This window comes from Streptomyces sp. NPDC058751 (assembly GCF_042746485.1).
In the GTDB taxonomy this organism is placed as follows: domain Bacteria; phylum Actinomycetota; class Actinomycetes; order Streptomycetales; family Streptomycetaceae; genus Streptomyces.
On record NZ_JBHYPZ010000023.1, the window covers coordinates 1 to 24,572 of the forward strand.

Below are 24,572 nucleotides of genomic sequence, written 5' to 3' on the forward strand. Positions count from 1 at the left end.
GCTCCAGCACCGCCCACTGCTCGTCCGTGAGATCTCCCCGACCCATGAGCCGTGATCATTCACAGCCCAAGATCCACTTTCGATACACGCCCTAGTGAGCCTCTTCCAACCTCATGTTGATGCGTGGTGAAGGACGAGGACGGCCTTCACGATGTCGGTGATCCGGGTGGTGCTGCAGCGGAGCTTGCGGAGCCGACGCCAGCCTTTCAGGATGGCCATGGCCTGCTCGCCGACGCAGCGGATCTTGGCGTGGGTGGTGTTGTGGCGCCGCTTCCACCGCTTGAGGCGGCGGCCCCGGAACGGGACTCGAATGGGGCCGCCGGCCCCCTGACATGCCTTGTCCGCCCAGCACTTCAGCTCTGCAATGGTGAACGCGTCGATGATCCCGTGGTGCGGGCGGCCGTCAGATCGTGAGTCGGGCCGGGCAGCGCCGCCGAGGCCCACAGCAGACGTCCGAACCACCAGCAGACCAGCACGGGAGTCAGCACCGCGCCGTCAAGCCGTCCCGAACTGCGCGTCCCGGGCGTCACTCGTTTCGGCCACCTTCGAACCCCTGAACCACTCTTACGCGAGCTGGTACAGGTCAGCATGGTGGCCGCACGCACAGCAGACCTCGGAACTATGTTGTCCCGCCATATGTGCGCCTGAACTGCCTGTTCCTACGGTGTGCCGACACGTACCCGTCCCCACCGCACACGAGGAAGTGGCGCACATGGCCTCCGCAGCATCCGCTCCCCCGACACCCGGCAACCTCAAGCGCATCGTCGCCGCCAGCCTCATCGGCACCACCATCGAGTGGTACGACTTCTTCCTCTACGGCTCGGCCGCCGCCCTGGTCTTCAACAAGCTGTTCTTCCCCGACTCCGAGCCGCTCGTCGGCACGCTGCTGTCCTTCCTGACGTACGCGGTCGGGTTCGCGGCCCGGCCGCTGGGCGCGCTCGTCTTCGGGCACTACGGCGACCGGCTCGGCCGCAAGCGGCTGCTGGTGCTGAGTCTGCTGCTGATGGGCGGGGCGACATTCGCGATCGGGCTGCTGCCCACGCACACCACCGTCGGTGTGGCGGCCCCGGTCCTGCTCACCGTGCTGCGTCTGGTGCAGGGCTTCGCGCTGGGAGGCGAATGGGGCGGTGCCGTCCTACTGGTGTCCGAGCACGGCGACGCCGGGCGGCGGGGGTTCTGGGCGTCATGGCCGCAGACCGGGGCTCCCGCGGGCCAGCTCCTGGCGACGGGCGTCCTGTCCCTGCTCACCGCCACGCAGTCGGACGGCACCTTCCTCTCCTGGGGCTGGCGCATCCCGTTCCTCCTCTCCGGCGTCCTGGTCGTCGTCGGTCTGTGGATACGTCTGTCCGTCGACGAATCGCCCGTGTTCAAGCAGGCGCTGGCACGGTCCGAGGCCCGCAAGGCGGCCGGAGCGGAGGAGCCGGAGAAGCTTCCTCTGGTCTCCGTCCTGCGCCACCACTGGCGTGACGTGCTCGTCGCGATGGGCGCCCGCATGGCCGAGAACATCAGCTACTACGTGATCACCGCCTTCATCCTCGTGTACGCCACCACCTCCGCCGGTGTCTCCCGGCAGACCGCGCTCAACGCCGTCCTCATCGCCTCGGCCGTGCACTTCGCCGTCATCCCGGCCTGGGGCGCCCTCTCCGACCGCATCGGCCGCCGCCCCGTCTACCTGCTCGGTGCCGCGGGTGTCGGCCTCTGGATGTTCCCGTTCTTCTCCCTCGTCGACACCGGAGGCTTCGCGAACCTGATCCTCGCCGTCACCGTCGGCCTGGTCCTGCACGGCGCCATGTACGCGCCCCAGGCCGCCTTCTTCTCCGAGATGTTCGCGACCCGGATGCGCTACTCGGGTGCCTCCATCGGGGCCCAGTTCGCCTCCGTGGCCGCGGGAGCGCCCGCACCTCTCATCGCGACGGCGCTGCTCTCCTCCTACGACAGTTCCGCTCCCGTCTCCCTGTACGTGATCGGGTCGGTCCTGCTGACCCTGATCGCCGTGGGCCTCGCCAAGGAGACCCGCGACCGCGACCTGTCCGCCATCGACGCCGTGGCCGACGGCCGGCCGGCTCCGGCCGCGCCGGCGGACGCCCGTACGGCCTGACCGCGGGCCCGCACCCACCGATCCCCGTACGCGATGCCGTGTGCGGGGATCAGTGCTGTCCGGCCGACGACAACCGGTGCAGTCTCAGAGCGAGTTGGATCTCCAGTACGCGGGCCGGGCTCTGCCAGTCGTCCCCGAGCAGACGCCCCACCCGCTCCAGCCGCTGCGCCACGGTGTTCACATGCACATGCAGGACGTCCTTCGTGCGGGCCGGGCTCATACCGCTGGCGAAGTACGCGTCGAGGGTGCGCAGCAGGTCGGTGCCGCGCCGTTCGTCGTAGCCGACGACCGCGCCGATCGTCCGGCCGACGAACCCTGAGATGTCCCGGTCCCCGGCCAGCAGCAGTCCGAGGAAGCCGAAGTCCTCCGCGGCCGCGCCGTCACCGGCCCGGCCGAGCAGGCGCAGCGCTTCCAGGCAGCGCTGCCCCTCCGTGTAGGCCGCGGCCACCGCTTCGGGGTGCGCGGCGAGCCGGTCGAGAGGCGCGGAGGCACCCACGGTCACCGCCTCCTGAACGGCGGTTCCCAGCTCGTCGGCCGTGCGACGGGCCAGTGTCGTCGCCGTGTCGCCGGGCCCGAGCGGGAGCAGCAGGACGGTGCCGCCGTCGCGGGCGGCGGCCAGTCCGTGGCGGGTGGCGGCGAGATGGGACGCGGCCGCCCACAGCCGTCTGCGCGCGCCCGCCTCCTGGCCGGCGTCGGCGGCCAGGTCCTCGAGCCGGGCCGCGAGCACCACATGGGGTCCGTCCAGATCGGCGTGCAGCCGCGCCGCCCGTTCCCGCAACAGCCCGGGATCGCGGTCCCGGGCGTCGAGCAGGTCGTCGAGCAGCTCGCCGCGTACCCGCTGTTCGGCCTCGGAGGCCGAGCGTCTGGCGAGCAGGAGCAGTGAGGTGACCATCGCGGCGCGCTCCAGGGTGCGCTGGTCGACGGGGTCGAGGCCCGGATGCCCGCGCAGCGCCAGCGCGCCGAGCAGTTCACCTCCCGCCGCCACCGCGGCGATCCAGTCACCGCCGTGCCGCACGGCGTGGCCGCCTGCGCGGGCCGCTTCCACGGCCATGGCCGGTGTGCCGCCGGGTTCCGTGAACTCGACGGTGCCGTCCAGGACTTCGGACACCGCGGCGGCGACGTCGTGGACTCCCCCGCCGCGGAGCACGAGCTCGGCCAGCCGGTCGTGGACGTCCGAGGCGCGCTCGATCACCGCGCTGCGGTCCCGGATGATCTCGTTGGCCCGGCCCAGGCGGTCCAGGGCGGAGCGTGTCTCCGTCAGCGCGTTCGCCGTGTCGATGGCCGCCGCGGCCAGGGCCGCGAAGGAGCCGAGGAGGGCGATCTGTTCGCGCTCGAAGATCCGTGTCCTGCGGTCCGCCGCGAACAGCACGCCGATGACCTGGGGGCCGATCATCAGCGGCACGCCGAGGATCGCGACGAGCCCCTCGTCCTGCACGCCCGCGTCGATGGTCCGGGTGTGCTGGAAGCGTTCGTCCTTGAAGTAGTCGTCGGTGACGTACGGGCGGGCGGTCTGTGCGACGAGTCCGCCCAGGCCCTCTCCCATGCCGAGCCTGAGCTGCTGGAAGCGGGCGGCGACCGAACCCTCGGTGACCCGCATGTAGGTGTCGCCCCTGGTCGTGTCGTTCAGGCTGAGGTAGGCGATGTCCGTGCCCAGCAGCGACCGGGCGCGCTGCACGATCGCCCGCAGCACGGCGTCGAGGTCGCGCAGGCCCGCGAGGTCGTGCGCGGTCTCGAAGAGCGCGGAGAGCTCGGCCTCGCGGCGGCGCCGTCCCTCTATCTCCGCGCGCACCCGCAGCGCGAGCAGTTTGGCCTGTTCGAGCGCGGCGACGCGCCCGTCGGGCAGACCTTCGGCGCGGGCGAGCAGCACCGGCTGCTCGTAGGCGTCGGCGGTCGCGCCTCGGGCCAGGAGTTCCAGGAACGGCGCTTCCACGCTGTCGGCGGAGCGCTCGGCTGATGGCAGGTGATCGCGGGACATGGCAACAGGATCGCGTATCCGTGCGGCGGCCTCCCGGCCCTGTGGACAACTGTCCGCGGGGCGGTGCCCCGGCCCTGTGGACAACTCGGGAGCGGCACGGTTCGGGGAGGGTCGGGCTCCGGCTCAGTGCGCGGTCCAGCCCCCGTCCAGTGCGAGGGACGTCCCGGTCATGAAGGCCGCGTGCGGACCGCAGAGATAGACCACCGCCTCCGCGACCTCCTCGGGCTCGATGAGGCGCTTGACCGCGCTGTCCCGCAGCAGGACCTCGGTCAGGACGCGTTCCGGGGGAATGCCGTGCGCGCTCGCCTGATCGGCCAGTTGTTTCTCGACGAGTGCGGTGCGCACATAGGCGGGGTTCACACAGTTCGAGGTGACTCCGTGGGGCGCGCCTTCGAGGGCCGCCGTCTTCGACAGTCCCTCGAGTCCGTGCTTCGCGGCGACGTACGCCGATTTGAACGCCGAGGCGCGCAACCCGTGGACCGAGGAGACGTTCACGATGCGGCCCCAGCCCTGTCCGTACATGTGCGGCAGGGCACCTCGGATGAGCCGGAACGGCGCCTCCAGCATCACCGTCAGCACCGTGTGGAAGACGTCGGGCGGGAATTCCTCGATGGGGCGGACCATCTGCAGTCCCGCGTTGTTCACGAGGACGTCGGTGCCGGCCGCGGCCTGTTCCGCCGCGTCGAGGTCGGTGAGGTCGAGGACGTGCGGTTCGACCGCCCCGGCCAGTCCGTGGGACTGCCCTGCCAGGGTCTCCAGGCCTTCGGCGTCCCGGTCGACCGCTCTCACCTTGGCTCCGGCGGCGGCGAGCCGCAGCGCGCAGGCGCGGCCGATGCCGCTCGCTGCTCCGGTGACGAGGGCGGTGCGGCCGCCGAGGTCGAGGGGGAAGGCGTGGGGGCCCGGGAGGGGGCTGGGCGCGGTCATGCCTCGACCCTAGGCAGCGCCCAGACCCCGACCGATGTGCTCAGCACACACACTTCGCTCTCAGGACATGGGCTCAAACCATGTGGGTTCATCGAGCAGCGCCTGCTTGATCCGGACGAGCGCGTAGTCGTCCAGCTTCGGCAGGGCGTCCACGGCGAACCAGCCTACCTGGAGCGACTCGTCGTCGTTGACGCGGGCTTCACCGCCGACCGCACGGCACCGGAGCGTGGTGTCCATGAACTGGCAGACGTCGCCGTTGGCGAAGGTGACCTGTCCCCCGGCCCGGACCATCACGACGCGCTCGACCTCGACGTGCACGGCCGTCTCCTCGTACACCTCGCGGACCGCGCAGGCCGCAGGCTGCTCGCCCGGCTCCGGGATGCCGGAGATGAGCGCCCACCTGTGGTTGTCGGAACGCTGGCCGAGCAGTACCCGGCCCTCGTCGTCGAAGACCACGGTGGTGACCCCGGGGAGCCAGAGGAGCTGGTGGCCCGCGAAGGCCCGGATCTCGCGGATGAAGTCGGGAGTAGGCATGGCCCCGACCCTATCCGCGAGACGACGGCTCTCCCCTCGCGCGCGGGCTCCGCGGTACTAGGACCTGTCCGGGCGATCACGGCGGAGACGTGGGGTGTGGCACGCACGTCTGCGGCGTTGTCGTCGGTCGACGACGCTCCGCGTCGCCTCCCTCCTCCGCCTTGCAGCCGCACGCACCACACCCCACTCGCCGGCATCAGCCAGGAACTGTCGGTTTCCTCCACCGTGATCGACCGGACAGGTCCTAGACGGCGGTGTTCCGTCGCGAGCGGACCGCCGTCGCGGCGGCCCAGCCGAGGCCGCCCGCCGCGACGAGCACCAGGACGATCTCGGGGACGAGGCCGAGCCTGGTGGCCGGGGTCTCGGAGGAACGCAGCGGAACCTTCTGGACCAGCGAGTCGGCGACGAACATCCCGGTCTTCTGGGTGATCCTGCCGTCGGGCATGATCACGGCGCTGACACCGCTCGTCACGGGCACCGTGACCGTGCGGCTGTGCTCGACGGCGCGGATGCGGGACATGGCGAGCTGCTGGTAGGTCATCTCGCTGCGGTCGAAGGTCGCGTTGTTGCTGGGCACCGAGATGATCTGCGCGCCGTCGGTGACGGTGCTGCGCACGGCCCAGTCGAACGCGGCCTCGTAGCAGGTGACAAGGCCGACGCCGGTGCCGTTCATCGTGAACACACCCGGCTCGGTGCCGCGGCTGAAGTCCTGGCGGACCATGCTCGTCCAGTCCTTGTTGATGGCTCCGAGCAGCGGGCGCAGCGGGAGGTACTCGCCGAACGGCTGGACCTGCCGTTTGTCGTACGTGTCCACCGGGCCCTTGTCCGGGTCCCACAGGATCTGCTCGTTGTAGAGCTTGCCGTCCCGCTCGACGACCGCGCCGACGGAGACGGGGGCCCCGATCGCCTTGGCCGCTTGGTCGATCACGATGCTCGCGTCGGAGTTGGAGAACGGGTCGATGTCGGAGGAGTTCTCCGGCCACAGCACCAGGTCGGGCTTGGCGGCCTTGCCCGCCTTGACCGCGGCGGCCAGGCGTTCGGTCTCCCGCACGTGGTGATCCAGCACGGCGCGCCGCTGTGCGTTGAAGTCGAGTCCCGCGCGCGGGACGTTGCCCTGGATGACCGCGACCGTCGCCGTGCCGTCCTCGGCCTTGTCGCTGACGAGCATCCGCGCGGCGAGCGCCCCGAGGACGGGGACGGCGACGCTGAGCAGTGCCACGACGGCCGCACCGCGGCGCAGGACGCCGGTGCCGCGCCGCTCGACGGCGAGGCGGACGGTTTCGCAGAGCCCGAAGCCGCAGAGCACGACGGCGAAGCCGAGTACCGGGGTGCCACCGACCGCGGCGAGCGGCAGGAAGACTCCGTCGGCCTGCCCGAACGCGATCTTCCCCCAGGGGAAGCCGCCGAAGGGCGCACGCGCGCGTGCCGCCTCCGCGGCTATCCAGAGGGCCGCCGCCCACAGCGGCCATCCGGGCAGCCGGGAGACGAAGGTGATGCCCGCGCCGACGAGCGCGACGTAGACCGCCTCCACCGCGACGAGCGCGAGCCAGGGCCCCGAGCCGACCTCGACGCCGGTCCAGACCAGCAGCGGCAGCAGGAATCCGAGGCCGAACAGGTAGCCGAGGCCGAGCCCGGCCTTCCAGGAGCGGTCGCGCAGGACCCAGCCGAAGACGGCGAAGGCCGGCAGGGCGAGCCACCACAGGGTCCGTGGCGGGAAGCTGACGTACAGCAGCACTCCGGAGAGCGCCGCGGCGGCGGCCGGAACGAGGCGACGCACCAGGGCCGACCCACGTGGGGCGGGCGCGTCCTGGGGTTCGAGCCGTTCCGGCTCGTCTACGGTGGTTGCGGTGGCGGTCACTCGGGGAGTGTACGGCGCCTGACCTGGGCGCGGACAGCTCGGACCGCTCGGTCCCGACGGGCTGGACACCGTTCGACGGGTGCCTCGGCACAGACCTGCAGCAACGTTTCTGCACAACCGGCCCCCGAAGCGGCGCACCACCGGTTACGGTGTGGCCGAGCCTCTGACGTGCGACCACGCGACGACGTCCGGGGCCCGCGGAGCCGGGAAGCGACGGGGGTGGGTCCGGCGGGGACTACGCCCACGGCCGAAGCCGTGGCCACGGGCGAAGGGCGCAGCCCTTCGGACGTCGTGGGCGTGTTCGTGCTCGTGGCCTGCGCCGCCTGGTCGCTGATCACGGCCGCGGCGCACGACGGCCGGCCCGAGGGCATGCTGCTGGCGCTGCTCGCCGTGACGGCGGGCTACGCCGCGGGACGGATCTCGGGAGCGCTCCTGCCGGTGGCCGCCCCCTGTGCCGCCGCCCTCGCCGGACTCGGCCTCGCGATCGCCACGCCCGGCCCGCAGATCAGCCTCCAGCTCGGCCACACCGGCGCCACTGCCGCCCTGCTCGCCCTCTCCTGCGGGGCCGCGTGCTGCGCCGCCCGGGCCGCGCGCGCGTCCGTTCCGCGGCTCGCGCTGTACCTGCCGGCCGCCGGGACCGTGGTGACGGCGGCCCTCCTCGGGTCCACCACCGGAGTCGTCACCTGCGCCGGGGTCCTGCTGTGCTCGCTCGCCACCGCCCGGGCGCGCCGCCGGGCCCTCGGGCTGGCGGGCCTCGCGGCCGCCGCGGCCCTGGTGGCCGGGGCGACCTGGGCGGTCGGCGACGACGCGCTGCCGGACGGACCGACGGCCTCCCTGGAGGGCCTGCTGACCGAGCACCGCGTCCTGCTCTGGCACGACGCCCTGCGCATGACCCTCGCCGATCCCGGGCTGGGGGTCGGGCCCGGCCGCTACGGGACGCTCAGCCCCACGGCCGCCCGGTCACCGGTACCCGACGGCAAGCCCCACTCCGCGCTCCTGCAGCAGGCCGCCGAGCAGGGACTGACCGGGGTGATCCTGCTCGTGGCGGCGTTCTGCTGGGTCCTGTACGCGCTTCTGCGCTCGCCGCGCGCCACGCCGATCGTGCTGACGGCGGGCGCGGCCCTGACGGCGGTGGCCGCGATCGCGTCGATCGGCAACGCGCTGAGCTTCATGACGGTGACCGCGGGCGCCGGGCTGCTGGCCGGGTTCGCCACCGCGCGTCCGCTCGCCCCGGGGGACCCGGACGGCGTCCGGGCCCGGCCCGGCACTGCGGAGGTCACCTCGGCACACGGCTCTGACGGTCACCTCGGCATATGAGGGACGCCGGGGGGGCGCCCGGGCCGGCCGTCAGCGCGCCGTACCGGTCGAGTCCCGGCGCAATCGGCCGCGGATGATGCGGACCGCCGCTTCGGCGTTGTCCACCGTGATCGTGAACGTATGGCCGTCGCCCAGGCGCAGCACCACGCCCTCGCCCCGCCGGACGACGACGGCGGTTCCCTGCTCGGGCCGCCAGCGGTACCCCCAGCCGCCCCAATGGCGCGGGGTGACCTGGGGCGCGAAGTCGGCGCCGACGACCGCGGAGAGCGGGATGCGGCGGCGCGGCAGCCCCATGTGGCCGCAGCGCACCTCGAGGCAGTCCTCGTCCACTCTCACGGCGACGTGGACGAACGCGAGCGTGCCGAAGAGGATGAGCAGTCCGGCGGCGATGCATCCGACGACGGACATGACCAGCGGTGCCGTTCCCGAGGTCCAGCCGGACGTGACGGCCAGGTCGATCCCGAGAGCCAGACAGGCCACTCCGCCTATGGCGGGCAGCCACTGGACACGGTTCCTCGCGCGTCCGGTCCAGATCTCCGGGTGCGGGGAGGTTTCGCCGTGGGGGTGGTCCCTCATGTTCATGAGAGTACTCAGATTCCGCTGCGCGGGCACCGGGTCGCGGAGCGTCACTCGGCCGGGTGGACGAGGTTTCCACCGAGGGTTTCCCGTGGTGACCGGACGTGCCCGTGGAGCGGGTGACCGCTGTCCGTTCCACGGGTCTCCCGGACCGGGCGTCTTCAAACGGGACGGCGCCTGGGCGGGGGCGGGCCCGGTCGCTCAGCGTGCGGGACTGACCGCCGACAGGAGGCGGCCTTCCTCGTAGGTGAGCGCCGTGGCGGGCAGCGCGCCCTCGCGGCCGCCCTGGAGGACGGTGACCGTGGAGCGGGCGGGGGCCTCGGGGTCCGGAAGCCCGCCGATACGGCGCAGTGCCTGGGCGGCGACCGCTCCGGCCGAACCGTGCAGGACGAGCGGCGGGCGGCCGGGGCGCTGCACGGCGGCGCGGATGCGCTCGGCGACGAGCTCGTAGTGGGTGCATCCCAGGACGACGGACGTCACGTCCTCGGGGGTGTGCGCGGCGGCGGCCGCGATCGCCGCGTCGATGGCGGCCTGGTCGGCGTGCTCGACGGCGTCGGCCAGCCCGGGACAGGCCACCTCGGTGACCGCCACTCCGGCGGCGAACTCCTCGATCAGTCCCCGCTGGTACGGGCTGCCCGTGGTGAGGGGGGTGGCCCAGATCGCGACAGGTCCGCCTCCCGCGGCGGCGGGCTTGATGGCCGGGACGGTGCCGATGACGGGCACCTCCGGTTCGAGGCGGGCGCGCAGGGCGGACAGGGCGCGTACGGACGCGGTGTTGCAGGCGACGATCAGGGCGTCGGGCCGGTGCCGCGCGGCGGCCTCGGCGACCGCGAGGGCACGCGCGGTGACGTCTTCCGGTGTGCGGGGTCCCCAGGGCATGCTGCCGGGGTCGGAGGAGAGGACGAGATCGGCGTCGGGCCGCAGTCGACGCACCGCGGCGGCAGCAGCGAGCAGTCCGATTCCGGAGTCCATGAGCGCGATCTTCACCCGGTCACCATAGACGATCCGTGTTGACGGCCGGCCTCGGTGGGGCAGACTGCGGCAGGTGAGCGCCCTCGTGTGGATCGCCGTCGGATCGCTGGCAGCGTGGCTGTGGCTGCTGCTCTGCCAGGGCTTCTTCTGGCGCACGGACGTCCGGCTGCCCGCCTGCCGTGAGCCGTCCCACTGGCCCTCCGTCTGTGTGGTGGTGCCTGCCCGGGACGAGGCCGCCGTCCTGCCCGAGAGCCTTCCCTCGCTCCTGGCCCAGGACTATCCGGGGCGGGCCGAGATCTTCCTGGTGGACGACGGCAGCTCGGACGGCACGGGCGAGCTGGCCCGTGGGCTGGCGCGCCGGCACGGCGGGCTGCCGCTCACCGTCGGCTCTCCGGGAGAACCGCCGGCGGGCTGGACGGGCAAGCTCTGGGCCGTGCGCCACGGCATCGGTCTCGCCCGCGCGCGGGACCCCGAATTCCTCCTGCTGACCGACGCGGACATCGCGCACGCCCCGGACAGCCTGCGGCTGCTGGTGGCGGCGGCCCGTACCGGTGGCTTCGACCTCGTCTCTCAGATGGCGCGGCTGCGGGTCGAGAGCGTGTGGGAGCGGCTCGTCGTACCCGCCTTCGTCTACTTCTTCGCGCAGCTCTACCCCTTCCGCCGGATCGCCGTGAAGGGCTCGCGGACGGCGGCCGCGGCGGGCGGATGCGTCCTGCTGCGCGCGGACACCGCCGAGCGGGCGCGGATCCCGGACGCGATCAGGGACGCCGTCATCGACGACGTGGCGCTCGCCCGTGCCGTCAAGCGGGGCGGCGGCCACGTCTGGCTGGGCCTGGCCGAGCGGGTGGACAGCGTGCGCCCCTATCCACTGCTGCGTGATCTGTGGCGCATGGTCTCGCGCAGCGCGTACGCCCAGCTGCGGCACAATCCGCTCCTGCTCGCCGGCACGGTCGCCGGGCTCGCCGTGGTGTACCTGGCGCCGCCGGCCGCCCTCGCGGCGGGCCTCGCCGCAGGGAACGCGTGGGCGGCGGCCGCCGGAGGGCTCGCCTGGCTGGTGATGACGGCGACGTACGTACCGATGCTCCGTTACTACGGGCAGCCTTTGGCGCTCGCTCCCCTGCTGCCGGTCACCGCGTTCCTCTACCTCCTGATGACGGTGGATTCCGCGGTGCAGCACTACAGGGGGCGCGGTGCGGCCTGGAAAGGCCGCACCTACACGCGCCCCGGGACCGCCCTCGACGAGAGCTGAGGGCGGGTCACTTCCGGCCGGGCGTCCAGTTCATGCCCCAGCCGTAGGCGTGGTCGACGGTGCGCTGCGGGCTCACCCCGCGCGCGGGGATCAGGTAGCGGGCCTCGCGCTGGACGACCATGTCGGCGCCGTTGCCGGTGATGAGGGCGAGCGCGCAGACGGTGGAGGGCACCGTGCACTCGTCGAGCGAGAAGTCGATGGGCGCGCCGTTCTGGGGCTGGAGGGTGACCGTGGCGTGCAGATCGGCGAAGGACCGCGCGCCCTCGTAGATGGTCACGAAGATGAGGATGCGCCGGAAGCTCTGCTTGTGGTCGAGGTTGATGGTCAGGTTCTCGCCACTGGACACGGCGCCGGTGCGGTCGTCACCGTCGAGGTGGATGAACGGCGGCTGGTGCAGGGCCCCGAAGGCGTTGCCGAGCGCCTGCACGACTCCCTTGCGTCCGTCGGACAGCTCGTAGAGGGCGCACAGGTCGAGGTCGAGGTCCGCGTGCATGGCGACGGCACGGCCGCGTTTGCTGCCCCACCCCGAGAACTGCTTGCGCACTTCCCAGTTGAGGTTCACGCGCATGGCACCGCCCGTACCGCCCTGCTTGGAGAGCGATACGGAGGGCGCCTCCTTGGTCAGCGTCACCTTGGAGAGGCGGACGGGTGCCGGGGGCGCGGCGGGCGGCTGCGGGACCGCGGGGCGCGGCACGGTGACGGGCGGGGCCACGGGGGGCGGGGGCCCCTGTACGAAGGTGGCAGGCCCCTGCGGCGCGGCGGCGGGAGGCGCCGTGTGCTGCGGCTCGTCCACCGTGATCCCGTAGTCGGTGGCCAGTCCTTCGAGGCCGCTTCCGTAGCCCTGTCCGACGGCTCGGAACTTCCAGGCTCCCTGGCGCCGGTAGAACTCGCCCAGCACGAAGGCGGTCTCCACCGTCGCGTCGGTGCTGTCGAAGCGGGCGATCTCCGTGCCCTGCCGTGTGTCGAGCACCCGGACGCACAGCCCGGGGACGCGCCCGAAGGAACCGCCGTCCGCCGAGGCGGCCAGGACCACGGTCTCGACGACGGGCTCCACGCGCGTGAGGTCGACGACCAGCGCGTCGGTCACCTGGCCGCCGTCGTTCCGCTTGCCCTCGTGGCGCACCGCGCCCGAGGAGTGCGCCGGCTGGTTGTAGAAGACGAAGTCGCTGTCCGAACGGACCTTTCCGGCCACCAGCAGAAGGGCGGACGCATCGACGTCGGGCACCCCCTGTCCCGAACGCCACCCCAATTCCACCCTGAGTGCGCTCGTCGGGACAGGAACATTAGATCCCTTAGGCATTGACATGTACGCCCCCATCACGTGTCTCCGCGCCGGCGCGAGTCCCGAACGGACCGCCGGCTCCGTTCCCGCCAAACCTAATCCCCAGGCCCGAGGAGTCCCATGGGTCACGCAGGAAGATCCTGGTCAACCGCCGGTAACCCGTCCGAGGCTCGGCCTTTACAAGATCTCAACCATCTTTAACGTCCTTTTTTGCCAAGTTCGCTCGCATTGGGGATCCCGCGTCACCGCGGACACGGAAAACAACCCTCTTATCGGTCTCCCCAACCAGCACATCGTGGGCTTAACTTATGGCCATGACCTCCCCCCGCTCCACCTATGGCGGCGGTTACTACTCCGCCTTCCCGGACACCCCGATCTACGACTCCCTCGTCGCCGAACGGGGTACCCCTCAGATCGCCCCGATCCGGGTCCCCTCCGCCTATGACTCGAACATGGGCAGCAACCTCCCGGCACTGCCGTCCGCGCTCCCCGCGCTGCCGGCCGGCCCCTCCTCCTCGTACGGCTACCAGCCGGCCCAGCAGCCCTCTCCGCTGCAGCAGGCCCCCGCGCCGTACATCCCCCAGCAGGCGGCCGCGCCCCGGGGCTATCCCGCTCCCCAGCCGCAGCAGCCCCGCCCGATGGCGGCCGGCACGGGCTTCGAGGCGATGCGCCCCGCGGCTCCCCGTCCCGCCCCCGCCCCGTACCAGGACCCCTACAACGGTCAGCAGTACCGCGGGTACTGACACGCCCGACCGGACTGTCGGTGCCGCCTGGCACCATGGCGGTCATGGGGAACGCGGTACTGCACTCGATTCACGTCCATCCGGTCAAAGCCTTCCGGAGCACGTCGCTCCAGGAGGCCGAGGTCGAGCCCTGGGGGCTGGCCGGAGACCGACGCTGGGTCCTGATCGACGACGGGGGAAAGGTCGTCACGCAACGCGAGCAGCCGCGTCTGGCGCTGGCCGCCGCCGAGGCACTCTCCGGCGGCGGCCTCCGTCTGTCCGCCGGGAACCTCGAGCCGGTGACGGTTCCCGTGCCCGAACCCGTCGGCACGACAACAGTGGAGATCTTCGGCGACAAGGTGGAAGCCGTCCTCGCCGACGCGGCCGCGCACGAGTGGTGCAGCGCGTACGTGGGCGCCGACGTGCGCCTCGTCCACATGGACGATCCGGCCGTCCGCCGGCCCGTCGACCCGGACTTCGCGCTGCCGGGCGAGACCGTCAGCTTCACGGACGGCTATCCGCTGCTCGTCACCACCCTCGGATCGCTGGACGCACTCAACTCCTTGATCGCTCGAGGCGACCGGGCCGAGGAGGGTCCGTTGCCGATGAGCCGTTTCCGGCCGAACGTCGTCGTCTCCGGCACCGGCGCCTGGGCCGAGGACGACTGGTCGCGGATCGCCATCGGCGAGGTCACCTTCCGGGTCACCAAGATGTGCGGCCGCTGCGTCGTCACCACGACCGACCAGGACACCGCGCGACGTGGCAAGGAGCCCCTGCGCACCCTCGCCCGGCACCGGCACTTCGCCGGAAAGCTGATGTTCGGACAGAACCTGGTGCCCGAGAACCGCGGCTCGCTACGGGTCGGCGACCCGGTCACGGTCCTCGCGTAGCCCGCCCGGCGACATCCCGCCAGAGCCGGGCCGCCGGGAACCCCGGAGCCGGGCGGGATCGTTGAGTCTGCGGGAGATGTTCATGAAAGGCCCTGGGGGAGGGTGATGTCGGCCTCTCGTCCCGGACCTCGCGCTTGAACGGCTCCGCTGCTGGAAATCACGGAGGCGGAAGGGGGGTGCGGGACGGTGCGCGCGATCATCGGTGTCTGGCGCTGGCGGCGCAATCCGCTGCGCCGTACGACAGACCTCGTGGAAGCCTGGCTGACCCTGGCCACGCTCCTGCTCGTCCTGCTCGCCGCGCCCCTCGCCGGAGCGGCGGTCGGGGTCTCGGTGCAGGGGACGCTGCAGAAGGCCGTACGGGACCAGCGCAAGGACCGGCACCATGTGGCGGCCGTCGTCGTCAGGAAGCTGTCCCGGGGCCCGGTGTCCCCCGACCCCGAGACCACCTCGGGCCGCATCGCGCACAGCCGTGTCGTGGCCGACTGGACCGCGCCCGACGGCACCCCGCGGCGCGGCACGGTGATCACCGACCTCAAGTCGCCGCTCCCGGGGGACCGGTTCCCGCTCTGGACGGACCGGCGCGGCCGAATAATGGGCCGCCCGCTGGACCGTGCCACCGCGACCACGCACTCCGCCCTGGCCGGTCTCGGCGCGGCGGTGCTGTCGGCCGGACTCCTGGAAGGCGGAAGGCGGTTGATCCTGTGGCACATGATCCGCCGGCGTCACGTCCGATGGGACCGGGCCTGGGCCGAGGCGGGCCCCGACTGGGGCAAGGCGGACACCGGCAGCTGACGGCCTTCCCGCTCCGGTCAACCGGCCGCCCCCGCGCACGCTACGGTGGACCGGCCGAACCGTTCGGCACCGTCGTGAGAGGCTGTCCGGCAGGGCCGGGGTCCCGACCGACGAGGCATCAGCACGACCTCGCAGGACCCGCGTACGACGAGGTGGGGGCACAACAGCGCCATGGCACAGGGCACGGTCCAGGTGACGCACACCGGAACCTCGCGGTGGCGGCGCCGCACGGGTGAGTACGCTTCGCTGGCCGCCGCCCTGGAGGCCGCGGCCGACGGTGACGTGCTGACCGTCGCGCCCGGCACCTACCGGGAGAACCTGGTGGTGGAGCGCGCGGTGACGCTGCGCGGCCCCGAGGGTTCCCCCGGCTCCGTACGCATCGCGCCGGTCGACGGCGTGGCGTTGACCGTGCGCGCCTCGGCCGTCCTCCAGGACCTGCACGTGGAGGGCCAGGACTCGGCCTCGCCCGCGCTGCTCGTCGAGGAGGGCACTCCGGAACTGCTGGACATACGGATCGTCACGCGCTCCGCGGCCGCGCTGGAGGTCCGCGGGGCCGCCCGGCCGACCGTGCGCCGTTGCACCGTCGACAACCCGGCGGGCGTCGGCATCGCCGTACTGGACGGCGGCGGAGGGGTGTTCGAGGAGTGCGAGGTCGTGGCCGCCGGTCAGTCGGGGGTCGTGGTCCGCGGGGGCGCGCGCCCGCGCCTCGAGCGCTGCCGGGTGCACCACACCTCCGGTCCGGGACTGTCGGCGACCGGCGAGAACTCCTCGCTGGAGGCGGTGGGCTGCGAGGTGTACGAGGTCAAGGGCTCCGGGGTGCAGATCACCGCCCGGGCCACGGCCCACCTGACCGACTGCGACGTGCACCGCACGACCGCCGACGGCGTCACCCTCGACACCGACGCCGTGCTCACGCTCGCCGACTGCCGCATCCACGACATCCCGGAGAACGCGGTCGACCTGCGTTCGCGCTCGGTGCTCACCCTGACCCGCACGAGCGTGCGGCAGTTCGGGCGCAACGGCCTGTCGGTCTGGGACCCGGGCACCCGCGTGGACGCCAACCAGTGCGAGATCTTCGACAGCACGGGCGACTACCCCGCGGTGTGGGTGAGCGACGGCGCGACCGCCGTACTGGAGTCGTGCCGGGTGCACGACGTGCCGGACGCGCTGTTCGTCCTCGACCGGGGTTCACGCGCGGACGTCGTCGACTGCGACATCTCCCAGGTGCGCAACACCGCCGTGTCGGTGAGCGACGGCGCGACCGCCCAGCTCGACGACTGCCGCGTCCGGGACGCCGCCACCGGGGCCTGGTTCCGCGACCACGGCAGCGGCGGCAATCTGTCCAACTGCGTCATCGACGGCACACAGACCGGCGTGATCGTCACCAAGGGCGCCGATCCGGCCTTCGAGCGCTGCGCGGTCACCTCGCCCGCCGAGGCGGGCTTCTACGTGTCGGCGGACGGCCGGGGCAGCTTCCTGAACTGCCGGGTGACGGACAGCGGTGGCTACGGCTTCCACGTGATCGACGGCTGCCGGGCGACCCTGCGCAAGTGCCGTACGGAGCGGTGCGCGCGCGGGGGCTACGAGTTCGCCGACCAGGGCTCGGCCCCCGGCTCGGGTCCGGTCGTCGAGGACTGCGCGAGCGACGAGAGCGCCTCGCTACGCACCCCGGCGCACGAGGCGGCGGTCGAGACCTCGGCTTCCTCCGTGAGTCTGCTGGGGACGATCCCCGGTCAGCGCAGCACCGAGCGGGAACCGGTCGTCACCGCCGCGGCGGCCCTTCCCCCGACCCGCGAATCGAAGATCGTCCTCGGTGAACTCGACACCCTGGTCGGGCTGGACAACGTCAAACGCGAGGTGCGTGCCCTCACCGACATGATCGAGGTGGGCCGCCGCCGGCAGCAGGCGGGGCTCAAGGCGGCGTCCGCACGGCGGCACCTCGTCTTCACCGGCTCCCCCGGCACCGGCAAGACGACCGTCGCCCGGCTGTACGGCGAGATCCTGGCCTCGCTGGGCGTGCTGGAGCGGGGTCACCTGGTCGAGGTGTCCCGGGTGGACCTGGTCGGTGAGCACATCGGATCGACCGCGATCCGTACGCAGGAGGCGTTCGACCGGGCGCGCGGCGGTGTGCTGTTCATCGACGAGGCCTACGCGCTGTCGCCGGAGGACTCGGGGCGCGACTTCGGGCGCGAGGCCATCGACACGCTGGTGAAGCTGATGGAGGACCACCGGGAGGCGGTGGTGGTGATCGTCGCGGGGTACACCGCCGAGATGGAGCGGTTCCTGTCGGTCAACCCCGGGGTGGCGTCCCGTTTCTCACGGACGATCACCTTCCACGACTACCTCCCCACCGAGCTGCTGCGGATCGTCGAGCAGCAGGCCGAGGAGCACGAGTACCGGCTGGGTCCGGGCGCGCCCGAGGCGGTCCTGAAGTACTTCACCTCGATCCCGAGAGGGCCCGCGTTCGGCAACGGCCGCACGGCACGGCAGACGTTCGAGGCGATGGTGGAGCGGCACGCGGGCCGGGTCGCCAAGCTGGAGGAGCCGAGCACGGACGACCTGACCCTGCTCTACGCGGAGGACCTGCCGCCCCTGCCCTGAGCGTCCTGGGCCCGTATCCCGGGTCCCGTCCGCCAGGCTCCAGTGCCGCGGTACTAGCCGGGTCGCTGCCCCGGTACCCCGGGCAGCAGCCGTTCCAGCAGGAGTTCACGCTCCTCGGCGAAGACCGGGTCCGCCTGGTAGTCGGAGTGGCCGAGAACCGGCGCGGGCAGCGGCTGCCGGCCGGTGCGTCCGTAGGCGAGCGGGTCCGTCAGGGGCTCGCGGTCGACTTCGGGGCCGCAGTCGCCGGACAGCCGGACGGGTCCGCCGATCGGGTCGGTGGGACGGTACAGATTGCGCCAGCAGGCGACGTCGCGGTGCAGCGCGGCCAGCGCGGCGGGGCCGAAATGGGCCGGGAACCAGCGTCCGTACAGACGCTCCAGCGGTGAGCCGTAGGTGAGCAGCGCGACCCTCCCCCGTACCGGCGGTTCGAGCTGCCAGGCCGCGGCGGCCGCCAGCACGCTGCCCTGGGAGTGTCCGGAGAGCACGAGCCGTCCGCCGGTGGCCCGGGTCCAGGTGGCCATCCGCCAGGTGAGGTCGGGCACCGCGCGCTCGGCGTAGCACGGCGGTGCGAAGGGGTGGGCGGCGCGCGGCCAGAAGGTGCCGACGTCCCAGAGGATGCCGATGGTGCGGCGGGCGGCCGGGTCCTTGTAGGCGCGCCGGCCCCAGGTGACGAACAGGATGAAGCCGAGGCCGATCAGCCAGGAGCCCAGTGCCTGCGCGGTCTCGGCCGCGCCGTGGACGAAGCCGTTCGTCCCTCGCGCCGCCCCGCTCGGGGTGTCACCGGTAGCGAGCGCCCCGGCCAGGGCGCAGGCTCCGAGCAGCAGGGTCACGAAGGACAGGGCACCGACCATGAGCGGCGCCCGGTCGGTGAGAGCGGCCATCGCGCGGGTGTTCGCGATGCGGCGGGTACGGGCCGGGTTCCTGGGCTCGCCCGGGTACTCGCCCTCGACGGCGCTCATCTCGTGGCGGCGCCGCTGCCAGGTGCTCCGGGCGAGCCGGCCGGTGAGGGCGAGCAGGACGACGAGCAGCGGCGGGATCACGGAAGCCTGCCAGGTCAGCAGGACGGGCGGGCCGGGGATCGAGTGACGGGTGCCGTCGAGCCAGTCGGCGACCCGCTGGGACACTCCTCCGGACATCACACCGCCGAGCGCGCAGCCGAGCATGGCGACGGCCGGTCCCGCGAGGCCGCGCATCGCGGTGCGCGGGCCGGGGGCGCCGTCCGCTGTCCGGCCGGCGTCCCCGGTCTCGGGAGCCGTGCGGTGGAGGACGCGGGCGACCAGGCACAGCGCGATCACGAGCAGTCCCTGTACGAGGGTGATGCCGCCGAACGTGGCGTCGCCCGGCAGCCGCCCCGCCGAGTGCCAGCGGGGCCGCGACCATCCGGCGTACACCAGGGTGAGGGCGAGCAGGACGGCCGAGCCCAGCGGCAGTCGGCGCACGAGCGCCCGGTCGCGTCCGCGGTCGATCCGGTTCTCGCTGCGGCCGCGGCGGCAGACCACCCACAGCACAACGGCCCCGCCCGCCACGAGCGTTGTGTTCAGGAGCCCGCCCAGCGCCTCCAGTACGGCGGACCCGCCCGGGGCGCGGTCGTGGCGGGCGGCCGGGGAGGCCACGGCCACGGCGACGGTCAGAAATCCCGCGGCGGTGTGCGCGGCGCGCAGCCGCGCGACCAGGCGGCGCCCGTACCAGAAACCGGGGCGGCCGAGACCCGTGCCGTCGGTGTCCTCGTCGGGCTCGGCCGTGCGGACCATCGGCTGCTCGGACTCGTACGCGGTCCAGGTGCGGTGGGACAGGTACCACAGGAGCGCGGTGAGCGCGGCGGGCACCGCCGCGGCCAGGGCGAGGCGGCGGCCCGGCTGGCTCCACCAGCCGGCGTCGGGCCGGTCCGGGGAGAGGAATCCGAGCCAGGAGTGGTTGCGCACGCACGGACGGGTGCCCGCGCACTGCCAGGCGGCCAGGTCGAGGGCGACCTCGCAGGCGGCGGCGACCAGGAGCACCGTGAGCGTGAGTCCGACGAGCCGGACGAGCAGCCCGTACAGGCGTACCGCGCGTCCGTGACCGTGCGAGGCGGGGCGCATCCAGTGCGCGAGGTTGACCACCATGAAGGGCAGGAGGAGGAGCCACAGGGCGCGGGTGCCGTTGCCGGACGTGAGGTTGCACCACACGTAGGCCTCGCGCACGGGCCCGCCCCGGTGGCCGCCCGGGCGTTCCTCCGCGTCGGTGTCGTCGGCGCGCCGGAAGACGGCCGCCGTGGCGTCGCCGGTGATCCGCACCGTCCGCGGATCGTTCAGCATCTTCTCCGGTGTGGCGCCGCCGACGCCGTGGACCAGGAGTTCCAGGGTTCTGCCGGCGGCTTCCGGCCCTCGTCCGGGGCTGCCGGGCTCCCCGTCGACGGCGTTCTCCCGTGCACGTTCCACTGTCCGCACTTCCCCGTGCCACGCGTGTCTCAGGTGTCATGTGCGGACACAAGGCTCTCGCGCTCCGGTCCCCGTGCACACCCGGAGGCACCAAATCTCCCCGATACGTGTGAACGCGGCGGCACAGGAGGGGCACAGCGGGTGCACGGGCAGTGGCGCGACCGAGGGTGTCCCGTGCGAGTATGGGTCGTCCTCCAGACCTCGGGCAAGGAGAATGTCCACGTGGGAGCGGGTTCGGGCGGAGTGTCGGGCAGACAGCGGCGAAAGGAGGAGCGGTCGTGAGTGAGAATCAGAACCTCCTCGCGGAGCAGCGCCGCGCTCTGATCCTCGACGAGGTACGTCGCCGCGGTGGCGTCCGCGTGAACGAGCTGACGCGCAGGCTCGGTGTCTCCGACATGACGGTCCGCCGCGACCTCGACGCGCTGGCCCGTCAGGGTGTCGTCGAGAAGGTGCACGGCGGCGCGGTGCCGGTGGTGGAGGCGAGCACGCACGAGCCGGGTTTCGAGGCCAAGTCGGGTCTGGAGCTGACGGCCAAGGAGGACATCGCGCGGACGGCGGCCGAGTTGGTCGCGGCGGGCTCGGCCATCGCGCTCTCCGGTGGTACGACGACGTACGCGCTGGCCCAGCATCTGGTGGACGTCCCTGACCTGACGGTGGTCACCAACTCGGTACGCGTGGCCGACGTGTTCCACTCGGCACAGCGCACCTCCGGCCAGCGTCAGGGCGCCGCGACCGTGGTCCTCACCGGTGGGGTGCGCACGCCGTCCGACTCGCTCGTCGGGCCGGTGGCCGACCAGGCCATCGCGGCCCTGCACTTCGACGTCCTCTTCCTCGGTGTGCACGGGATATCGGCCGAGGCGGGGCTGTCGACGCCGAACCTGGCGGAGGCGGAGACCAACCGGCGGCTCGTGCAGTCCGCGCGACGGGTCGTGGTGGTGGCCGACCACACCAAGTGGGGCACGGTGGGCCTCAGTTCGTTCGCCGCGCTGGACCAGGTCGACACGCTGGTGACCGACGGCGGCATGTCCGCCGAGGCCCGTGCGGAGATCTCGGAGCACCTGCGCCTGGTGGTGGCCGGCGAGCCCGAGGACGATACAGACATCTGACGGCCCACCGGCTAGGGTGACGCCGCCCGTGCCTCCGGTCGCACCGGCGGCGCGGGCCGTCACCGGCGCTCGTTCACGAGGACCGGGATCCGGTCGTCCCGAGGGGGTTGGATTCATGGCACGTCGACTGCGTCCGGTGGGAACCGACTTCGTCGGGACCGCCCCGCTGCGTCTGGTGTTCGCGCGGGAGGTCGCGGCTCCTCCCGGAGCCGTCTTCTCCGCGCTCGCCGAGGACGTGCCGGGCTGGAGCGAGTGGTTCTCGGCGGTGACCCTCGCCCGTCCCTCCGCCGACGGCACCGGTCGCGAGGTGCGGCTGCGCGGTGGAACGCGTTTCGAGGAGACCATACTGGTCAGCGAGGCTCCCGAGGTGTACACCTACCGGGCGGACGCCACGAACGCGCCGGGGCTCCGCGCCCTGGTCGAGGAGTGGCGGCTGACGCCGGCGGGCACGGGCACGCGCGTGCAGTGGACCTTCGCCGCCGACGGAACCGCCGTGTTCCGGGCGGCACTCACCATGGGGCGGAGCGGTCTGGGACGCTTCTTCCGCGGCGCGGTGACGGCGCTGGACAGGCGGCTCGCGTCGGCGCCCGCCTGAGACCCCGGCACCGGCCCGGAGCGGCGCCGTCCGGAGTCAGGCCGGCCAGACGCCCGTCTCCAGAAGGGAGTTGATCGCCGCCATGTACGGCGCGATGTCCAGGCCCTGTTCGGCCAGCCACTCGTCCGAGTAGTACTTGTCGAGATAGCGGTCGCCGGGGTCGCACAGGAGCGTCACCACGCTTCCCCTGCGCCCCTCGGCCACCATCTCGGCGACGATCTTCAGGGCGCTCCACAGACCGGTGCCGGTCGAGCCGCCCGCCTTGCGGCCGATGGCCTGCTCCAGGGCCCGTACGGCGGCGACGCTCGCGGCGTCCGGCACCTTCATCATGCGGTCGATGGCCCCGGGCACGAAGCTCGGCTCGACGCGCGGCCGGCCGATGCCCTCGATGCGCGAGCCGCGGTCGCAGGTGACGTCCGGATCGCCGGTGGTCCAGCCCTCGAAGAAACAGGAGTTGTCCGGGTCGGCCACACAGATGCGGGTGTCCGCCTGCATGTAGTGGACGTAGCGGGCGAGGGTCGCCGAGGTGCCGCCGGTACCGGCCGTGGCGACGATCCACGCGGGTTCCGGGTACCGCTCCAAGGCCAGTTGGCGGAAAATGGATTCGGCGATGTTGTTGTTCCCACGCCAGTCCGTGGCCCTTTCCGCGTAGGTGAACTGGTCCATGTAGTGGCCGCCGGTCTCGGCCGCGAGGGCGACGGACTCCTCGTAGATCTTGCGCGAGTCGTCCACGAAGTGGCACTGCCCGCCGTGGAATTCGATCAGCCGGCATTTCTCGGCGCTCGTCGTGCGGGGCATGACCGCGATGAAGGGCACCCCGACGAGCCCCGCGAAATAGGCCTCGGACACGGCCGTCGAGCCGCTGGACGCCTCGATGACCGGGCGGCCGGGCCGGATCCAGCCGTTGCACAGGCCGTACAGGAAGAGCGAGCGGGCCAGGCGGTGCTTGAGACTGCCCGTGGGGTGGGTCGACTCGTCCTTCAGGTACAGGTCGACACCCCACGCCTCGGGGAGCGGGAAGCGGAGCAGATGCGTGTCCGCCGAGCGGTTCGCGTCCGCCTGGACCTTGCGCACGGCTTCCTTGAGCCAGCTCCGGTACTCCGCGTCACTGCGGTCGACGTCGAGGGTCTCACCGGTCCTGATCGGCTGGACAGTGCTCACGGGAGGGCTCCTAACACGTGGCGCCGACACCGCTTCGGCTGGTCGGACGCCTCGATCATAAGCACCTTCCGCACGCTTCTCACCTGCATAAACACCTCTTTGGGCGGCCCAAAGCCGCCCCTGGGGGGAAGCACGGAATCCGAATCCGGGAACCTTTGGCTCCCGGTTCAGGGGGGCGCATCCGGCCTTTGCTTCCGTCACCGCCACCACCTCGCCATACGCACTGGTGCTCGGCGCCACCTGCGGGCAGACTGCACCGCGCGGGGCGGTCGCCCCCGACACGGATGCACAGCGGGTCACGACAGATCGACAGCCGGAGCGCACAAGGGGGCGGAGCGTCATGGCGGAGCCGGAGTTCACGGCCACGGGCGTGCGGATCGGGAAGGGGCTGCGTTCGCTCACCCGGGCCGGACAGGTCCGGATCAGCGACGGCAGGCTGGAACTGCTCACCAGCTACGGCAGCGAGATCGACAGCGCGCCGGTGCAGGCGGTGCGCGCCTCGAAACCATGGTTCGCCCACGAGGACCGGGCGTTGGCGGACGTCAACGGCACGCGGTACTCGCTCACGCTGGGCGAGCACGATCCGGCGCCCGGACGGCCGGGGCCCCCGTCGGCACGCCGCTTCATCGAGGCGGTCCGCAAGGCCGCGGGGCGCGGCGGCTGAGGCACGCCGGCCGCGCCCGCCCCGTCAGGGAACACCGGAAGGCGCGTCGGCCCCGCCCAGGAACGCCGCGGGGTGCGTCGGCCCTGTCCGGGAGTACCGCGAAGTGCGCCGCCCGCGCCCGCCCCTCATCCTGGAGCACCGCGAGTTGCGGGACCGCGCCCCCTGGGTCACTCTGATGTCACATCACTCTGGGTTTACCGGCGATAACGCTGCGAACCAGCCCGCCGGTCATCGCAGCAGGCGGCCGTTCCACTCAGCCGCTCTGCTGGATCCGATCTCGTCTTCTTCCGGACCTCAATTCGGGGAGTCGCAGCCGTGATCAGCCAGCCAAGCAGGCATTGCACGGTGGAGCTCCAAGCCCTGCCGTCGCGGATCGGCCAGGTCCGCAGAATCGTCTCTGCGCAGTTGCGCTACTGGCATCTGGACCCCTTGATAGACCGGGCCGCGCTCGGGGTGACCGAGCTGCTGTCGAACGTCCACCGGCACGCCCTGCCGGACAAGCTCTGCACCGTGGACATCGAGCTGCTGCTCGACCGGCTCACGGTCTCGGTGCACGACCACGACCCCCGGCTTCCCGTGATACGCGAGGCCGACACCGGCTCCACCTGCGGACGCGGCCTCGCCATGGTCGCGGCGGTGAGCGAGAGCTGGGGTGTCCGGCCCGACGGCGAGTCGGGCAAGGTCGTGTGGTTCACGCTTCCGGCGTCCGCCCCCGTGCTGACGGCTTCGCTGCGTCCGCCGCACGAGACCGCGAGCGGAGTCACGCTCCGGCACACCGTCGACGTGCTCAGGCCGGAACACGCTCCCGCCCGGTCGGCCGTTGCCGGCTGACCGGGCGG

The 24,572-nt window shown here is 72.4% G+C and carries 20 protein-coding genes and 1 pseudogene; 11 read left to right on the forward strand and 10 right to left on the reverse strand.

Going from position 1 to position 24,572, the window contains the following annotated elements:
* Positions 1-111 precede the first annotated feature (111 nt).
* Positions 112-455: pseudogene (locus ACFW6B_RS21555) on the reverse strand (transposase family protein); the annotation flags it as partial.
* A 257-nt stretch (positions 456-712) separates the two neighbouring features.
* Between ACFW6B_RS21555 and ACFW6B_RS21560 the strand changes: the two are divergent.
* Positions 713-2,098, forward strand: coding sequence for an MFS transporter (locus tag ACFW6B_RS21560; RefSeq protein WP_386598094.1), 1,386 nt, complete (start codon positions 713-715; stop codon positions 2,096-2,098).
* A 49-nt stretch (positions 2,099-2,147) separates the two neighbouring features.
* Here ACFW6B_RS21560 and ACFW6B_RS21565 read toward each other — a convergent pair whose 3' ends face one another.
* The 4 genes from ACFW6B_RS21565 to lnt all read right to left on the reverse strand — a co-directional run bounded on the left by ACFW6B_RS21565 (position 2,148) and on the right by lnt (position 7,389).
* On the reverse strand, positions 2,148-4,073 hold the full coding sequence (locus tag ACFW6B_RS21565) for a helix-turn-helix domain-containing protein (RefSeq protein ID WP_386598095.1): 1,926 nt from the start codon (positions 4,071-4,073) through the stop codon (positions 2,148-2,150).
* Positions 4,074-4,196: 123 nt separating this feature from the next.
* Complete coding sequence (locus ACFW6B_RS21570; RefSeq protein WP_386598097.1) at positions 4,197-4,997, reverse strand: 3-hydroxybutyrate dehydrogenase; 801 nt, start codon at positions 4,995-4,997, stop codon at positions 4,197-4,199.
* 60 nt (positions 4,998-5,057) lie between these two features.
* Positions 5,058-5,531 (reverse strand): NUDIX domain-containing protein, encoded by a 474-nt coding sequence (locus ACFW6B_RS21575; RefSeq protein ID WP_386598098.1) that lies wholly within the window; start codon positions 5,529-5,531, stop codon positions 5,058-5,060.
* Positions 5,532-5,775: 244 nt separating this feature from the next.
* Positions 5,776-7,389 carry an apolipoprotein N-acyltransferase gene (lnt, locus tag ACFW6B_RS21580; RefSeq protein ID WP_386598099.1) on the reverse strand — a complete coding sequence of 538 codons (1,614 nt, stop codon included), beginning with the start codon at positions 7,387-7,389 and terminating at the stop codon, positions 5,776-5,778.
* Positions 7,390-7,644: 255 nt separating this feature from the next.
* Here lnt and ACFW6B_RS21585 point away from each other — a divergent pair, with 255 nt between their 5' ends.
* Complete coding sequence (locus ACFW6B_RS21585) at positions 7,645-8,706, forward strand: O-antigen ligase family protein (RefSeq protein ID WP_386598100.1); 1,062 nt, start codon at positions 7,645-7,647, stop codon at positions 8,704-8,706.
* A gap of 30 nt (positions 8,707-8,736) precedes the next feature.
* On the opposite strand, the gene ACFW6B_RS21590 is transcribed toward ACFW6B_RS21585, so the two are convergent.
* Both ACFW6B_RS21590 and ACFW6B_RS21595 read right to left on the reverse strand, forming a co-directional pair.
* The gene (locus tag ACFW6B_RS21590; protein WP_386598102.1) at positions 8,737-9,282 is read right to left on the reverse strand and encodes a hypothetical protein; all 546 of its coding nucleotides are present in this window, start codon (positions 9,280-9,282) and stop codon (positions 8,737-8,739) included.
* Positions 9,283-9,483: 201 nt separating this feature from the next.
* Positions 9,484-10,269, reverse strand: a complete 786-nt coding sequence (locus tag ACFW6B_RS21595) for a glutamate racemase (RefSeq protein ID WP_386598103.1) — start codon at positions 10,267-10,269, stop codon at positions 9,484-9,486.
* 58 nt (positions 10,270-10,327) lie between these two features.
* Here ACFW6B_RS21595 and ACFW6B_RS21600 point away from each other — a divergent pair, with 58 nt between their 5' ends.
* Positions 10,328-11,503, forward strand: coding sequence for a glycosyltransferase (locus tag ACFW6B_RS21600; RefSeq protein ID WP_386598104.1), 1,176 nt, complete (start codon positions 10,328-10,330; stop codon positions 11,501-11,503).
* A 7-nt stretch (positions 11,504-11,510) separates the two neighbouring features.
* On the opposite strand, the gene ACFW6B_RS21605 is transcribed toward ACFW6B_RS21600, so the two are convergent.
* The gene (locus ACFW6B_RS21605; protein WP_386598105.1) at positions 11,511-12,821 is read right to left on the reverse strand and encodes a TerD family protein; all 1,311 of its coding nucleotides are present in this window, start codon (positions 12,819-12,821) and stop codon (positions 11,511-11,513) included.
* A gap of 278 nt (positions 12,822-13,099) precedes the next feature.
* Here ACFW6B_RS21605 and ACFW6B_RS21610 point away from each other — a divergent pair, with 278 nt between their 5' ends.
* The 4 genes from ACFW6B_RS21610 to ACFW6B_RS21625 all read left to right on the forward strand — a co-directional run bounded on the left by ACFW6B_RS21610 (position 13,100) and on the right by ACFW6B_RS21625 (position 17,790).
* Positions 13,100-13,528 carry a DUF6643 family protein gene (locus tag ACFW6B_RS21610; protein ID WP_386598106.1) on the forward strand — a complete coding sequence of 143 codons (429 nt, stop codon included), beginning with the start codon at positions 13,100-13,102 and terminating at the stop codon, positions 13,526-13,528.
* A gap of 44 nt (positions 13,529-13,572) precedes the next feature.
* On the forward strand, positions 13,573-14,397 hold the full coding sequence (locus tag ACFW6B_RS21615; RefSeq protein WP_386598107.1) for an MOSC domain-containing protein: 825 nt from the start codon (positions 13,573-13,575) through the stop codon (positions 14,395-14,397).
* Between the two features lie 186 nt (positions 14,398-14,583).
* Positions 14,584-15,189, forward strand: coding sequence for a hypothetical protein (locus ACFW6B_RS21620; RefSeq protein ID WP_386598108.1), 606 nt, complete (start codon positions 14,584-14,586; stop codon positions 15,187-15,189).
* 171 nt (positions 15,190-15,360) lie between these two features.
* A complete protein-coding gene (locus tag ACFW6B_RS21625) occupies positions 15,361-17,790 on the forward strand; it encodes a right-handed parallel beta-helix repeat-containing protein (protein ID WP_386598109.1) in 2,430 nt (809 codons plus the stop codon).
* Between the two features lie 53 nt (positions 17,791-17,843).
* On the opposite strand, the gene ACFW6B_RS21630 is transcribed toward ACFW6B_RS21625, so the two are convergent.
* Complete coding sequence (locus ACFW6B_RS21630) at positions 17,844-20,207, reverse strand: hypothetical protein (RefSeq protein WP_386598110.1); 2,364 nt, start codon at positions 20,205-20,207, stop codon at positions 17,844-17,846.
* 278 nt (positions 20,208-20,485) lie between these two features.
* Here ACFW6B_RS21630 and ACFW6B_RS21635 point away from each other — a divergent pair, with 278 nt between their 5' ends.
* Positions 20,486-21,313, forward strand: a complete 828-nt coding sequence (locus tag ACFW6B_RS21635; protein WP_386598111.1) for a DeoR/GlpR family DNA-binding transcription regulator — start codon at positions 20,486-20,488, stop codon at positions 21,311-21,313.
* A gap of 115 nt (positions 21,314-21,428) precedes the next feature.
* Positions 21,429-21,908: an SRPBCC family protein gene (locus ACFW6B_RS21640; RefSeq protein ID WP_386598112.1), complete on the forward strand. Its 480-nt coding sequence runs from the start codon at positions 21,429-21,431 to the stop codon at positions 21,906-21,908.
* Positions 21,909-21,944: 36 nt separating this feature from the next.
* Here ACFW6B_RS21640 and ACFW6B_RS21645 read toward each other — a convergent pair whose 3' ends face one another.
* Complete coding sequence (locus ACFW6B_RS21645) at positions 21,945-23,069, reverse strand: PLP-dependent cysteine synthase family protein (protein ID WP_386598114.1); 1,125 nt, start codon at positions 23,067-23,069, stop codon at positions 21,945-21,947.
* 340 nt (positions 23,070-23,409) lie between these two features.
* Here ACFW6B_RS21645 and ACFW6B_RS21650 point away from each other — a divergent pair, with 340 nt between their 5' ends.
* Positions 23,410-23,733, forward strand: coding sequence for a hypothetical protein (locus tag ACFW6B_RS21650; protein WP_386598115.1), 324 nt, complete (start codon positions 23,410-23,412; stop codon positions 23,731-23,733).
* Between the two features lie 315 nt (positions 23,734-24,048).
* The gene (locus ACFW6B_RS21655; protein WP_386598116.1) at positions 24,049-24,564 is read left to right on the forward strand and encodes an ATP-binding protein; all 516 of its coding nucleotides are present in this window, start codon (positions 24,049-24,051) and stop codon (positions 24,562-24,564) included.
* The last annotated feature ends 8 nt before the right edge of the window (positions 24,565-24,572 follow it).